The following is a 13,490-nucleotide window of genomic DNA, read 5'->3' on the forward strand; positions in this document are numbered from 1 at the left end:
CAGCAAAAGAGTGACTTGATTTCAGGCCCTGGCTATTCGAGTAAGGTATAGCGGCCACAAGCCATGGAATGCGATGTTCACAGCCTTCATCGTTTGCGCGTCAGTCACAGCTCTCAGCGCGGTCGTCAGTCTCGGTTTCTCCTTGGCTGCGGCCATGAACGAAACCGGCAACGCCCGGACAATAGCTTTCTACGGTTGTGCACGCAGCGTGGCCTTGGTGGTCGCAAGCGCCGTGCCGTTTTTTACGGGTTCGACGGAATGGCTTGAAGCCGTCGCCTGGATAATGATCCTTGTGCAGGCTGGGGATGCTATCATAGGCGCCACGATCGATGATCGGATGAAAACCTTCGGCCCGGCCGGCATGTCGCTCGCCAACCTTCTGGCTCTCCTATGGCTCATCCAGTCTGTTCAATGAGACGACGACACACAGCTAAGCGTACGTGTGTTCCTCTGCCGTTCAACGCCATCCTTGTGGCTGCCTGCTTCAGCCTCTGATCGCCTTGCCGGCTTGCTGCAACAGCTCGAACGCCGCGAAACGCTTGGCGTGCCAGCCGGACAGCGAAGCGTTGGGATGATAGACCTCGCCGAGTTCCGACATGCCCGCCATGGCCGTCACCAGGTCCTTGTATGCTCCTGCGGCGACGGCGCCCAACATCGCCGAGCCTAGCAGCACCGGCTCCGGCGAGGTCGACGCCACCACCACCATGCCTGTCGTGTCGGCCAGCAGCTGGCGCACCAGCGGGCTTTGCCCGGCGCCGCCGCTGACGACGATGGTGTCGACAGGAATGCCCTTCTCATGCTCGGCTCGCACGATCTGGCGCGCGCCGTAGCCCAGCCCGCAGACGCCGGCGACATACAGCCCGACCAGGCTGTCGTGGCCGGTGTCGAGATCGAGCCCGGCAATCAGCGCGCGCGCATCTGGGTCGGCGAAAGGTGCGCGGTTGCCGAGGAATTCCGGCACGACATGGATCTCGCCGACCAGCGCCGGCATTGCTGCGGCACCCCCACGGCCTTGCGCCTGCAGCGACAGCCAGGCGCTGAGGCTGAGCCCTTCGGCCTGCGCCCTGGCCGCGGCTTCGCCGGCCGCCGGGTGCATGCGCACAAGATGGTCGATGGCCGCACCTGCCGCCGATTGACCACCCTCGTTCAGCCACAGCCCCGGCACCATGGCCGAGAAATACGGACCCCAGACGCCGTCGACGAAGGCCGGTTTGGCGGTCGACGACAGGGTGCAGGCCGAGGTGCCGAAGACATAGGCCATGCGCGACAGGACACTGCCGAAATCGCCGCGCGCCCCGACCGTGCCGACACCGCCGGCATGCGCATCGATCAGCCCGGCCGCCACCGCGGTGCCGGGGGCGAGGCCAAGGTCGGCCGCCGCCTGCCCGATCAGTCCGCCGCCCAGCGATGCTCCCGCCGGCACGATCTCGGTGCCGATGCGCGCAAACGCCTCGTCGGCCAGCGCGCCGAGGCCGACGTTGCGGAAATATGTCTCATCCCAGCGGCTCTCATGCGCCAGATAAGTCCATTTGCAGGTCACCGTGCAGACCGAGCGGGCAAGGCTGCCAGTCGCCCGCCAGGTCAGGAAATCGGCGAGGTCCAGGAACTGCCAGGCGGCGTTGAAGGTGGCGGGCATGTTTTCCGCAAGCCACAGAAGTTTCGGTGTCTCCATCTCAGGCGAGATGACGCCGCCGACATAGCTCAGCACCGCAGCGCCGCTGCGGTTGATGCGGCGCGTCTGCTCGATCGCGCGGTGATCCATCCAGACGATGATGTTGCGTTCGGGATTGTTGGACGGGCCCACCGGCAACGGCACGCCGCCCTCACCCAGCACCACCAGCGAACATGTGGCGTCGAAACCGATGCCGGCGATCGCCTCGGGCGCTATGCCGGCCTCAGCGACAGCGGCGCGGGTGGCAATGCAGACCGCCCGCCAGATGTCGTTGCTCGACTGCTCGACGATGTCGCCGGCCTCGCGCCAGACCTCGATGTCCTGCTTGGCCGAGGCAAGCAGGTTTCCCGCCTGGTCGAACACCCCTGCCCGCGCGCTGCCGGTGCCGACGTCGATGCCGAGATAATGGGGCATGGGGGGAAACCTTTCGGTTAGGGTAGCGGGGGAGTAAGGGAGTAGGGCAGTAGGGGAATAGGCAGCAGACGAATGGCGACTAGATTTGAGCCCGGACTTTGGATCGCACGACAGCATACTGCCCTAGTGCCCTAGTGCCCTACTCCCGTACTCCCCTATTCCCCTACTCCCTTAAAGATCATTGCTCTGCGGCAGGATCACCAGATCCCGGATCGTCACGTTGCGCGGCCGGGTCAGCATGAACATCACTGCCTCGGCGACCTCGCGCGGCTGCATCAGGCCGCCGGCGGCGAGCTCTTCCTCGAGCTTGGCTTTCGGCCAGTCGTCGACCAGCGCGGTCACCACCGGGCCAGGTGCCACCGCGCCGACGCGCAGGCCGTGCTTGGCAACCTGCCGGCGCACCGTGTGGACGAAGGCCTGCACGGCATGCTTTGAGGCCGTGTAGATCGGCTCCCAGACCACCGGAACCAGCCCGGCGATCGAACTGGTGACGATGATGTCGCCGGTCTTGCGCTCGACCATATGCGGCAGCACCGCGTGGATGGAGCGGAACACGGCGTTGATGTTGAGGTTCAGCATGCGGTCCCAGGTGTCGGGATCGCCGGTCAGCACCTCGCCGCCCACATAGGCGCCGGCATTAGCATGGAAGATGTCGAGCTGCCCGGCCTTTTCCAGGATCTGCGGCATCATGGTGGCGACGCTTGATGGCTGCATCAGGTCGATCACCAGCGGGATCGCCTTGGGGCCGAGTTCGGCGCACAGGCTGTTCAGCGTCGCCTCGGCGCGGTCGACCAGCACGACGCTGGCGCCCGCCGCCAGCATGTATCTTGCGCATTCGAGGCCGATCCCCGACGCCGCCCCGGTGACGGCCGCAACTTTTCCGGACAGTTGAGTCATATCTCTCTTCCTGTTGATGGGTTCAGGCCCGGCCATGGGAAACACGCGAACGGCGGGCCAGCGAGTCGACGATGACTGCTATGGCAAGCACGGCGCCTGTGATCATGTACCGAAGCGACGAGGACAGATCGAGCAGCGTCAAGCCGCTGGCGATCGACTGGATGACGATGATGCCGAGCAGTGCCGAATAGGCGCTGCCGCGGCCCCCGAACAGGCTGGTGCCGCCGATGACGGCCGCCGCGATGGCGTTGAGATTGACGTCGCCGGTGCCGGCCTGCTGGCTGGCCGACGCAAGCCGGGCCGCCGACAGCACGCCGCCGAAAGCGGCCAGCATCGAGCACAGCACGAAGGCGCTGGAATAGATCAGCCGCACATTGATGCCGGCGCGCCGCGCCGCCTCGCGGTTGCCGCCGACCGCTGACATCGAGCGGCCCCATTTCGTCCGCGTCAGCGCGTAGTGCATGGCAATGACCAGGCCGACGAACAGGCCGAACATCCACGGAATGCCGCGCGCCTGGTTGAGATAGAAGACGATGAGTTCGAGCACGATCGTGATCGCCACCGCCCGCGTGACGATGCCGCCGGTCGAGGGTGCCGACAGGTTGGCGGCGCGCCGGCGCGCAACGGTGCGCAGGCCGGTGATCAGCATGACGATGCCAGGCACCGCCGCCAGCCCGAACGACACGAATTTCGGCATCACCAGAAGCTGGCCGAAATTAACCAGGTTCGAGCCGTAAGGCAGGTTGATCGAGCCGGTGGAGCCAAGGATGTAGAGCTGCAGGCCGAGCACCGCGAGCAGTCCTGCGAGCGTCGAGACGAAGCTCGGCATGCCGAGCCGGTTGAACAGCAGCGCGTAAAGCGCGCCGATGAAGCCGCCGACGGCGACCGCGGCGAGGATGGCGAGCGCCACCGGCCAGCCCTGGTTGACCCAAAGCGTGCCAACCAGCGCCGAGGCAAAGCCGCTGATCGAGCCGACCGACAGGTCGATCTCGCCGACCATCAAAACGCAGACGATGCCGAGCGCGATGACTCCGACTGTGGAGGAATCGAACAGCAGATTGACCAGGTTGCTGCTCGACAGGAAGATCGGATTGATGCTGGCGAACACCGTCCAGATGATGACCAGCCCGACGATGACCGGCAGCGAGCCGAGATCGCCCGAGCGCACGCGGTCGACGAAGGCGCGGATGCTGCCGCTCAAGCCCGCCTCGTGCTTGACGCGCACGTCGGCGCGGTCGAGCTGCGGCGGAGCTGCCTGTTCCACTTGACGGCTCATGGGCGTGGCTCCTGGGTATGATCCTGTCGGGCTTGCCGGCGTTCGGCCCGTCGCGACACCGAATTGTTCGACGCGCCGGTGATGGCGCTGACCAGCTCCTGGTTCGAGGCGTCGGGGGTGAAGATGCCGTTGTTGCGGCCAAGCCGCAGCACCACGATGCGGTCGGCGACCGCGCGCACGTCTTCCATGTTGTGGCTGATGATGACGACGCCGAGGCCGCGGTCGCGCACCCGCTCGATCAGGTTGAGCACTTCGGCAGTCTGTGCGACACCAAGCGCCGCCGTCGGCTCGTCGAGCAGGATGAGCTTGGGTTCGAGCAGCAGCGAGCGGGCGATCGCCACCGTCTGGCGCTGGCCGCCCGACAGCGACGCAACGACTTCGCGCACACTGGGGATGCGCGCCGACAGCTCATTGAGCAGCGTCCAGGCGCGCACTTCCATCGCCACCTCGTCCAGCCGCAGCGGGTTGAGCTCGCGGCCGAGGAAGATGTTGGCGACGATGTCGAGGTTCTCGCACAGCGCCAGGTCCTGGAACACGGTGGCGATGCCGAGCGTGAGCGCCGCACTCGGGTCGGCCAGCGTCACCTGCCTGCCGAGATAGCTGATGGTGCCCGAGCTTGGCTGATGCACGCCGGCCAGGATCTTGACCAGCGTCGACTTGCCGGCGCCGTTGTCGCCAACCAGCGCCACCACCTCGCCGGCATGGACATCGAGATCGATGTCGGTGAGCGCCGAGACGGCGCCGAAATTCTTCGAAATGCCGCGCAGGCTGAGCACCAGCTCGCCTGTCGGAACCGGTTCGTCCGGGGTATCGATCATGCCTGGAATACCTTTCAAGAAAGGACCGGTTCAAAAAGCGGGTAGGCGCTGCCTGGCCGCCGCCGGAGCCTGTTCCACCCCGATGCATTCGGGGTGGGGCTCCAGCCTATTGTTCGGCCAGGCAGCGGAACGGGGCAAGGGTCGCGGTCAGTTCCCGATGCCCAGCTTCTTGCAACCCTCCGCGTAGCGATCGACGCAGAGTTCGGCCGCGGTGTTGATCTTCTTGTCGATGATCTCGGCCTTCAGGTTTTCCTGCGTCACCACCGCCGGCGTGAACAGCTGCGACGGCGTATCGTACAGCGTCATCTCGGCCTTCGGCGTCTCGCCCGAAAGCAGCTTGATGGCGACGTTGGCAGCAGCCGCCGCCACGATCTCGCTCGGCTTGGAGATGGTGTTGTACTGGTCGCCGGCGATGATCAGCTGCAAGGCGGCGATCGTCGCGTCGTTGCCGGTCACCGGCGGCACCGGATCGACGCCGGCTGCCTTGAAGGCCGCGATGGCGCCACCACCGGTGCCGTCATTGGCGGCCACGACGCCGAGGATCTTGGGCCCGAAGCGGGTGATCTGGCCGCCGGCCCATTGCTGCGCCTTCGGCGGCGCCCATTCCGGCGTGTCGTATTCGGCCAGGATCTGGTAGCCGCTGTTGTCGAGGCCTTCATGGATGCCCTTCTTGATCAGCCCAGCCGCCGCGTCGGTCGGCGAGCCGTTGATCTGCAAAACGCCACCGGTGGCCGGATCGACCTTGAGCGCCTTCAGATGCGCGACCAGCGAGTCGGCGATCGCCTTGCCGATGCCTTCATTGTTGAACGAGACATAGAAGTCGGCCGGTGCGGTCGGGATAGGCCGGTCATAGGCGATGACCTTGATGCCCTGGCTCTGCGCCAGCTTGACTAGGGAGGCGGCGGCGGTCGAGTCCACGGGATCGAGCACGATCGCCTTGGCGCCCTGCGAGATCACCGAGTTGAACTGCTGCTGCTGGCGCGAAGCGTCGGCATCGGCGTTCTGGTAGAGCACCTTGCAGCCCGGGCACAGCTTCTTCATCTCGGCGGCAAAGCCGGGATAGTCATGCTGTTCGTAGCGGGTCGAGGCCTGGTCGGGCATCAGGAAGGCGACGGTGGCGTCGGTGACCTCGGCCGCCCTTGCGATCGCGGCGGTGCCGGCCAGCAGCGACAGCGCAATTGCTGCCATGCCGGCGGACTTCAATGAAGATGAAAATCGGGTCATTCGGTCTTCTCCGTTTCTGGATATGGTTGTAAGAAGGTCGTTGACTGCTATGTTGTGAAGACACGCCTCCGCCCTCGCCCCAACTGCAATTGGGAACCAGGGCCCGGCACCGGCCTCTTGGCCGCGCCGACATCCTCCGCTGGCGAAGGATTTCTAGGACAAGCGCTCTCCATCGCGGACCGCGTTATGCGGGCCACGTTGTCAGGCGAAAAATGTGGTTCCTCCCTTGGGTCCTCCCTGGCTCCTCCGTTAAGCGGCTTTTCCCGCGTTGATGTTGTCGGCCAGCAGGCGCCTGAAACGCGAGGGCGGCATGCCCTTCTCCGCCAAGAACTGCCGGTTGAAATTGGACAGATTGTTGAAGCCGACCTCGTAGCAGATGTCGGTGATCGAGGCTTGCTCGTCGCTCATCAGGATCTGGCAGGCGAGGTTGATGCGCAGCCGCTTGACATATTGCACCAGCGACATGCCGGTGTGGCGGCGAAACGAGCGTGAGAAGGCGCCGGTCGACTGGCCGGCGATGGCCGCCAGATCCGTCTCGTCAAACAGCTGCGTCAGGTTTTCACGGATATAAGCCAACGCCTTGTTCATGCCGGCGGTCATGTAGCCCGAGGGATCCGGCCGGTAGCTGGCGCTGGCGAGCAGCTGGAACTCCTGGGCCCGGCTGAGCAGGCCCGATATCATCATGAACAGCTCGATGCGGCGCACGCCTTGCGCCTGCATCATCTCTTCCATCAGCGGCGCCAGCTCCTTGCTGGTGCGGCTGGAAAACAGCACGCCGCGCCGCGACGCCTCGAGCAGTGGCCCGAGCCCCGCCAGTTCCGGCAGCACATGCATGGCATCACCAATGAAGCTTTCCGAAAACTGGATGATGCGGCCGCGCAGCGGAACGGAGCTGTCCCTCGGGATATCGCTCACCCAATTGTGCGGCAGGTTGGGTCCGGTCAGCACCAGATTGCCTGGCTCGAACTCGCCGATGAAGTCGCCGACGAAATAGCGGCCGTTGGTGAAGATCACCTGATGCAGTTCATATTCGGGATGGAAATGCCAACGCACCGTGTGGAAGGGGTAGCCATGCGACCACGCCTTGAAGGACTCACCGCGTCGTATCTGGACAACTTCCAGGTCCGGTTCCATGTCCGTCTCCTCCGGGCCAGCACGGATCGTTGCCGCGTTCGACCCACATTCCCTAACCGGCCGAATTGGTTTCGGCTCTGCATTTCGAGACCACGCTACCGGCTCATGACAGCAGGCGCCACCACGATTCAGGGCAGTGGATGATACTTTTTTAACCGGGAAAGGGACACGGAAAGGCAATATTCGGGCAGGATGGGATCAGAACCGCTGACCGCAACGCGCCTGGTTCGGGCCGAGGGCAACTGCCCCTGTTGAACCTGCCCTCCCAGCCCATCCGCCTCGGATCAAACCACTCAAGCTGGGTCAAAGTCGCCCTCGTGCGCGACCGCCGTAAGCGGAAACCTCCTCAGTCCGTCGCCGACATGACGACGAAGTCCTGGCCGGAGCGGCTATCGGGATGCAGCGGCGCGTCGGTGAGCACCATCACCATGCCCGGATGCATCCTCGCCTGCATGGCGTCGAGGAAGCTCTTTTGCGTGCTGAGCCGCTTGAGCATGTCTTGCTCATTATTGAAGAACGAGCCGGAACTGGCGCTGCGGCTGATGTCGACCCATTGCCAGTCATTGGCGGCTCCCGCCACCTGCAAGGTCAGCACATGGCTGCCAAGCCCGCCGGAGCCGGTGATGGTCAATGGCGCCTGCGCGACGACCACGCCGTTCTCGATCAGCATGATCTGCTTGTCGCCCGACGAGGCGATGATCGAGGTGACCGGGAAGTCCTCCGGCTCGACCCAGTCGGCGGCGCGCTTGTGGCCGTCCTTGGAAGCGACGACGTTCTGGAACTGCCCGGCCGCGTAGCCACCCAGCACCATTCCGGGATTGGTCAGTTCGGCCGGGTCACCGCGCGCGCCCGAAATGATGACCGGCGTGCCGATATGGGTGATGCCGAACAGATTGCTGGAAAAGGCGAGCGGCAGCCGCACGCAGCCATGCGAGGCGGGATAGCCCGGCAGATTGCCGGCATGCAGCGCGATACCCGACCATGTCAGCCGGTTCATGTTCGGCATCGGCGCATCATTGTAGGTGCTCGACTTGTGGTCCTTGTCCTTTTGGAGAATGACGAAGATGCCGGTCGGCGTCTCATGTCCGGGCTTGCCGGACGAACAGGTCGAGACTGCTATGCGCACGCCGTTGCGATAAACATGCACACGTTGCTGCGGCAAGGAGACGATGATGGCGACCGGCCCCTTCTTCTGGCGTTCCGGATGCCAGGTGAACTCGCCGGGCTTGAGATCCTTGATGTCCTCAAGCGTCTCGGCGGCGAAGCTTCGTACCGCCGGCAACAACGCCAGCACGCCGGCGCCAAGCACCAAATGCCGTCTGTCGAGACCCATGCCGCCCCCCTCGTCATGACCAGCCGTCAGTCTAGAGGCTTTCCGGCCCGGATAGAAGCGGTCATGTTTGGGCGGATCGGGTCGCGCCTCGCTCTCACCCGAACCGGGCTTGCGTCCACGCTCCACCAGCCGCATTCGACTCCACCGCCGCCGCGACGAACTTCACGCCGCGCGCGCCGTCGACGACGTCAGGCACTTGCGCCGCTCGGGCCGGATCGACCGCCGCGCCCGAGCGATGCGCGCGAATGATATCGGCGGCGTCGCGGTAGAAATTGGCGAAGGCCTCGATGTAACCTTCAGGATGCGCCGCCGGCATGCGCGACACCCGCCGGCTCTCTTGCGTTGAGCCATGGCCGCCGCGCACCAGCGTGCGGCTTTCCTCGCCGTAGATGGAGAAGCGCAGTTCCTCAGGCCGCGCGCCCGACCATTCCAGCCCGGCTCTGTCGCCATAGATGCGCACGGACAAATCATTGTAGTGGCCGGGCGATGTCTGGCTGGCCAGGATTGTGCCGCGCGCTCCGCCGGTCCAGCGCACCAGCACATGCGCATTGTCGTCGAGCCGGCGCCCCGGCACCGCGGTGAACAGGTCGGCCGAAACCGCCTCGGCCTCACAGCCCGAGATGTAGCTTGCCAGATTGAAGGCATGCACGCCGATATCGGCCAGCACCGCCGACTGCCCAGCGCGCGCCGGGTCGGTGCGCCACTCCGCCTGCTTCTGGCCTTCGGCGTCGATCGGCCTGGTCAGCCAGTCCTGTATGTAGGCGCCATGCACCGACACGATGCGCCCGAGTTCGCCCGCCGCCACCATCTCGCGCGCCTGGCGGACCATGGCGTAGCCGGTGTTGTTAAGAGTGACGACGAAGCGGCGTTTCTTCGACCGCGCGAGCGCCACCAGCGCTTCGGCGTCGGCCAGCGTCGTCGACAGCGGCTTGTCGCAGATCACGTCGATGCCGGCTTCGAGGAAGGCTGTCGCGATTGGTGCATGCAGATGGTTTGGCGTGACGATGACGACGGCCTCGATGCCGTCCGGTCGCGCGGCTTCGGCCTGCGCCATCACGCGATAATCGGCATAGCTGCGCTCCGGCGCCATACCGATCTCGGCGGCCGATGCGGCGGCGTTCTCCGGGTCGGAGGACAGCGCGCCGGCGACCAGAACGATCTGGTCGTCGAGGCGCATGGCCAGCCGGTGCACGGCGCCGATGAAGGCATTGCGGCCGCCGCCAACCATGCCGACCCGCAAGCGTTGGCGTGTCGAGCCGTCCGATGTTGCATAGACCATGATTTTTCAAACTCCTCCGGACAGGCGATTTCTGGGGGGTGCAAGCCGATAACACCGCCAGCGCTTTCGAACACGATTTCCAATTTCCATATTGTAAAACGATCGTGCCGCGCTAGCCTGAAATCATGAGTGGGGCAGGCAAAACATCGGGACGGTCCGTTGCAGACGAGGCGGCGACCCGCAAACGCGGACGCTCGCTGGCGGCACTCGGTTACATCCAGCCGCAGACCTATGAGGAGTTGCGCGCGGTGCTGTCGTCCGGCACCGTGCATTTCCCCAAGCGGCTGCGTCAGGTCGCCATCTTCCTGTGGCAACATCCGAGCGACGTCGCGCTCGGCACCATCGCGCAGGTGGCGGCACAGGCCGGCGTGCAGCCCTCGACGCTGGTACGCTTCGCCCAGATCTTCGGCTATGCCGGCTTTTCCGATTTCCAGGGCCTGTTCAAGGACCATATCAAGGGGTCGTGGCCGGACGGACGCGGCGAGCAGCGGAGCGAACCCAACGCCGACCTGCATTTCCTGCACGGCATGGTCGGCGCCTCACAGGCCTCGCTTGGCCGCGTCGAGAGCGATTTCGACATCGAGAGTTTCGAGAAGATGGTGACGCTGCTGGCGGCCGCCGACCTGATCTATGTCATCGGCTCCAAGCGCGCCTTCCCCGTCACCACCTATCTGTCGCTGACGCTCTCGCAGCAGGGCGTGCGCAACGTGCTGGTCGACAATGTCGGCTCCACCGCGCTCGACCAGGTCGGCTGCATCGGCAGGCAGGACGCCGTTCTGGCGGTGTCCTTCAGCCCCTACAATTCGATCACACCCGACCTCGTCGCCGTGGCGCATGAGCGCAACGCCGGCATCGTCACCATCACCGACAGCACCTTCAGCCCGCTGATCCGGCTGTCGGACACCTGGCTGGAGGTGGTCGAATCCGACTTTGCCGGCTTCCGCTCGCTGGCGGCGTCGCTGGCCGTCGGCATGGCGCTGGTCCACGCAGTCGTCGCGCGCCGCGGCCAATGAGGCGCTGCTGGCACAATTGACTGCCGGGAATTGACGTTCCATATTTCGAAAAATAGAAACTTTGTTCCGGGAGGAGGAATGGAGCTTCAGATCAAAGGCAAGGTGGTGCTGGTCACCGGCGCGACGCAAGGCATTGGCCGAGCGATTGCCGAAACGCTTGCGCGTTCGGGCGCCGGTGGTCTGCTGGTCACCGGTCGCGAGAAGGCGCGCGGCGATGCCGTGGCAGCCGAGCTTTCGCGGCTCGGCACGCCCACTGTTTTCGTCGCCGCCGACCTCTCCGACCCCGAAGCCCCTGCCCTGCTGGCGCAAGCCTGCATCGATCGCTTCGACCGCATCGATGGCCTTGTCAACGCCGCCGGCCTGACCGACCGCGCGTCCTTCCTCGATGCCGACCTCGATGACTGGGCAGCGCTGTTCGCCGTCAATGCGCGCGCACCATTCTTCCTCATGCAGGCGGCGATTGCCGATATGAAGAAGCGCGGCCAGGGCGGCGCCATCGTCAACATCCTGTCGATCAATGCCCATTGCGGCTCGCCGGAGCTCGCGGTGTACTCGGCCACCAAGGGCGCGCTGGCGACGCTGACCAAGAATGCCGCCAACGCCCATCGCTTCGACCGCATCCGCGTCAACGGCATCAATGTCGGCTGGACCGACACACCGGCCGAACGCACCATGCAGGCCGAGACGCTCGGCAATGGTCCGGGCTGGCTCGACGCCGCCAAGGCCTCGCAGCCTTTCGGCCGCCTGTTCTCGACAAGCGATGTGGCGAACCTCGCCGTCTTCCTGCTTTCCGACGCGGCCGGACCGATGACCGGCACGCTGGTCGACCAGGAACAGTGGGTGATCAGGGCGAACCGGTGAGCGTCGCCCCCTCCCCCGAGACACTTGGGCCGGCGCTGCTCGCCCGGTTGCCTGCCGCCGTCCAGAAACCGGCCTATGACCGCGCGGCGCTCGCGCCCGGCATGGCGCACCTCGGCGTCGGCGCCTTCCACCGCTGCCACCAGGCCGAATACACCGACGATCTGCTGGCCAGCCATTTCGACCGCTGGGGCGTCGTCGGCATCAACATCCGGCCACCCAGCCTTGACGACACACTTGGCCGGCAAGGCTGTCTCTACACGCGGTTGATCCGCGAGAACGGCAATGTCGAGGCGCGCGTCATCGGCAGCATCATAGAGGTAGTCGACAGCCAGGCGAGTGCCGCACCCGCGCTCGATGTGCTGTCCTCCTCCGACATCGAGCTGGTGACGACGACGGTGACCGAGAAAGGTTATTGCCACATCCCGTCCAGCGGCGAACTCGATCTCGACCATCCCGACATCGTCCACGACCTCGCCAACCCCGAGAAGCCACGCAGTGTGCCCGGCCTGTTGGCGCGGGCGCTGGAATTGCGCCGGGCGACACATGGCCGGCCGCTGACGCTGCTCTCCTGCGACAACATCCCGGCCAATGGCACTATCCTGGCCAATGTCGTGCAGGCTTTTGCCGAACGGCGCGGCAACGGCCTTGCCGACTGGATCTCGGCCAACGCCGCCTTCCCGTCGGCCATGGTCGACCGCATCGCGCCGGCGGTCACGCAAGCCGACCTCGACGGCGTCGAGCAGCGTTTCGGCTACCGAGATGCGGCGGTCGTCGTCGGCGAGCCGTTCCGGCAGTGGGTGATCGAGCAGAAATTCGCCGGCCGCGTGCCGCGCTGGGATCGGGTCGGCGCCAGCTTCGTCGACGACGTCACGCCGTTCGAACATCTCAAGATGCGGGTGCTCAACGGCGCCCAGACGACGCTTGCCACGCTCGGCGTGCTGGCCGGCCTCGAACACACATTCGATGCCATCGCCGACCCGCTGCTGTTGGCCTTTGTGCAACGCATGCTTGTCGAAGAGACGCTGCCGACGCTGCTGCCGGTGCCGGGCATGGAACCGCTGGCCTATGTCGCGCAGAGCCTCGGCCGGCTGCGCAACATCGCGATCCGCCACCGCAACCACCAGATTGCCACCGACGGTTCGCAAAAGATCGTCCAGCGCCTGCTCAACCCGATCCGCGACCGCCTGAGCCAGGGCCAAAGCATCGCGCTGCTGGCGCTCCCGGTCGCCGGCTGGATGGCCTACCTGATCCAGGCCTCGGCACGGTTCGGCAAACGCTGGCCGGTGTCGGACCCCTATGCCGGCAAGGTCGCCGACATATCGGACGCAACCGGCCGCGATCCACAGGCACTGGTGGCCGGCATCCTTGCCATCGAGACGATTTTCGAGCCCGGCCTTGCCGCGAACGATGTGTTCCGCAGGTCCGTCACATCAACGCTCGGCGAGCTGCTGTCGGACGATCCGATGGCCGCCGTCAGGCACAGTCTGGAACAGGGCGAGGCGGTACGGTTGAAGCGGCCCGCACAATCGGCATAGTGGAAGTCGGTCATGAAGCCACGACGAGAGCAAT

General features: G+C 65.3%; 12 protein-coding genes. 4 read left to right on the forward strand and 8 right to left on the reverse strand.

Annotation, left to right across the window (positions count from 1 at the left end):
• The first annotated feature begins 73 nt into the window (after positions 1-73).
• The gene (locus tag AC1D08_RS11330) at positions 74-415 is read left to right on the forward strand and encodes a hypothetical protein (RefSeq protein WP_477301664.1); all 342 of its coding nucleotides are present in this window, start codon (positions 74-76) and stop codon (positions 413-415) included.
• Between the two features lie 69 nt (positions 416-484).
• Here the strand turns inward: AC1D08_RS11330 and AC1D08_RS11335 are convergent, their stop codons facing one another.
• The 8 genes from AC1D08_RS11335 to AC1D08_RS11370 all read right to left on the reverse strand — a co-directional run bounded on the left by AC1D08_RS11335 (position 485) and on the right by AC1D08_RS11370 (position 10,047).
• Positions 485-2,086: an FGGY-family carbohydrate kinase gene (locus AC1D08_RS11335; RefSeq protein WP_457151761.1), complete on the reverse strand. Its 1,602-nt coding sequence runs from the start codon at positions 2,084-2,086 to the stop codon at positions 485-487.
• A gap of 171 nt (positions 2,087-2,257) precedes the next feature.
• Entirely contained in the window at positions 2,258-2,983 is a 726-nt protein-coding gene (locus tag AC1D08_RS11340; RefSeq protein WP_457151762.1) for an SDR family oxidoreductase, read from the reverse strand.
• A 22-nt stretch (positions 2,984-3,005) separates the two neighbouring features.
• Positions 3,006-4,259, reverse strand: a complete 1,254-nt coding sequence (locus AC1D08_RS11345; protein ID WP_457151763.1) for a sugar ABC transporter permease — start codon at positions 4,257-4,259, stop codon at positions 3,006-3,008.
• A complete protein-coding gene (locus tag AC1D08_RS11350; RefSeq protein ID WP_457151764.1) occupies positions 4,256-5,077 on the reverse strand; it encodes an ATP-binding cassette domain-containing protein in 822 nt (273 codons plus the stop codon). Before AC1D08_RS11350 ends, AC1D08_RS11345 begins: the two co-directional genes overlap by 4 nt.
• A 147-nt stretch (positions 5,078-5,224) precedes the next feature.
• Positions 5,225-6,301: an ABC transporter substrate-binding protein gene (locus AC1D08_RS11355; RefSeq protein WP_457151765.1), complete on the reverse strand. Its 1,077-nt coding sequence runs from the start codon at positions 6,299-6,301 to the stop codon at positions 5,225-5,227.
• A gap of 249 nt (positions 6,302-6,550) precedes the next feature.
• The gene (locus AC1D08_RS11360) at positions 6,551-7,435 is read right to left on the reverse strand and encodes a helix-turn-helix domain-containing protein (RefSeq protein ID WP_457151766.1); all 885 of its coding nucleotides are present in this window, start codon (positions 7,433-7,435) and stop codon (positions 6,551-6,553) included.
• A gap of 346 nt (positions 7,436-7,781) precedes the next feature.
• Positions 7,782-8,768: a L,D-transpeptidase gene (locus AC1D08_RS11365; protein ID WP_457151767.1), complete on the reverse strand. Its 987-nt coding sequence runs from the start codon at positions 8,766-8,768 to the stop codon at positions 7,782-7,784.
• A 94-nt stretch (positions 8,769-8,862) separates the two neighbouring features.
• Positions 8,863-10,047, reverse strand: coding sequence for a Gfo/Idh/MocA family protein (locus AC1D08_RS11370; RefSeq protein WP_457151768.1), 1,185 nt, complete (start codon positions 10,045-10,047; stop codon positions 8,863-8,865).
• A 125-nt stretch (positions 10,048-10,172) separates the two neighbouring features.
• On the opposite strand from AC1D08_RS11370, the gene AC1D08_RS11375 reads away from it, so the two are divergent.
• The 3 genes from AC1D08_RS11375 (at position 10,173) to AC1D08_RS11385 (ending at position 13,456) form a co-directional block, all read left to right on the forward strand.
• Positions 10,173-11,060 carry a MurR/RpiR family transcriptional regulator gene (locus AC1D08_RS11375; RefSeq protein ID WP_477301660.1) on the forward strand — a complete coding sequence of 296 codons (888 nt, stop codon included), beginning with the start codon at positions 10,173-10,175 and terminating at the stop codon, positions 11,058-11,060.
• Positions 11,061-11,138: 78 nt separating this feature from the next.
• Complete coding sequence (locus AC1D08_RS11380) at positions 11,139-11,921, forward strand: SDR family oxidoreductase (RefSeq protein ID WP_457151770.1); 783 nt, start codon at positions 11,139-11,141, stop codon at positions 11,919-11,921.
• Positions 11,918-13,456, forward strand: coding sequence for a mannitol dehydrogenase family protein (locus tag AC1D08_RS11385; protein WP_457151771.1), 1,539 nt, complete (start codon positions 11,918-11,920; stop codon positions 13,454-13,456). The genes AC1D08_RS11380 and AC1D08_RS11385 overlap by 4 nt, the downstream gene beginning before the upstream one ends.
• Positions 13,457-13,490: the final 34 nt, after the last annotated feature.

Source organism: Mesorhizobium sp. P2_E6, assembly GCF_056403835.1.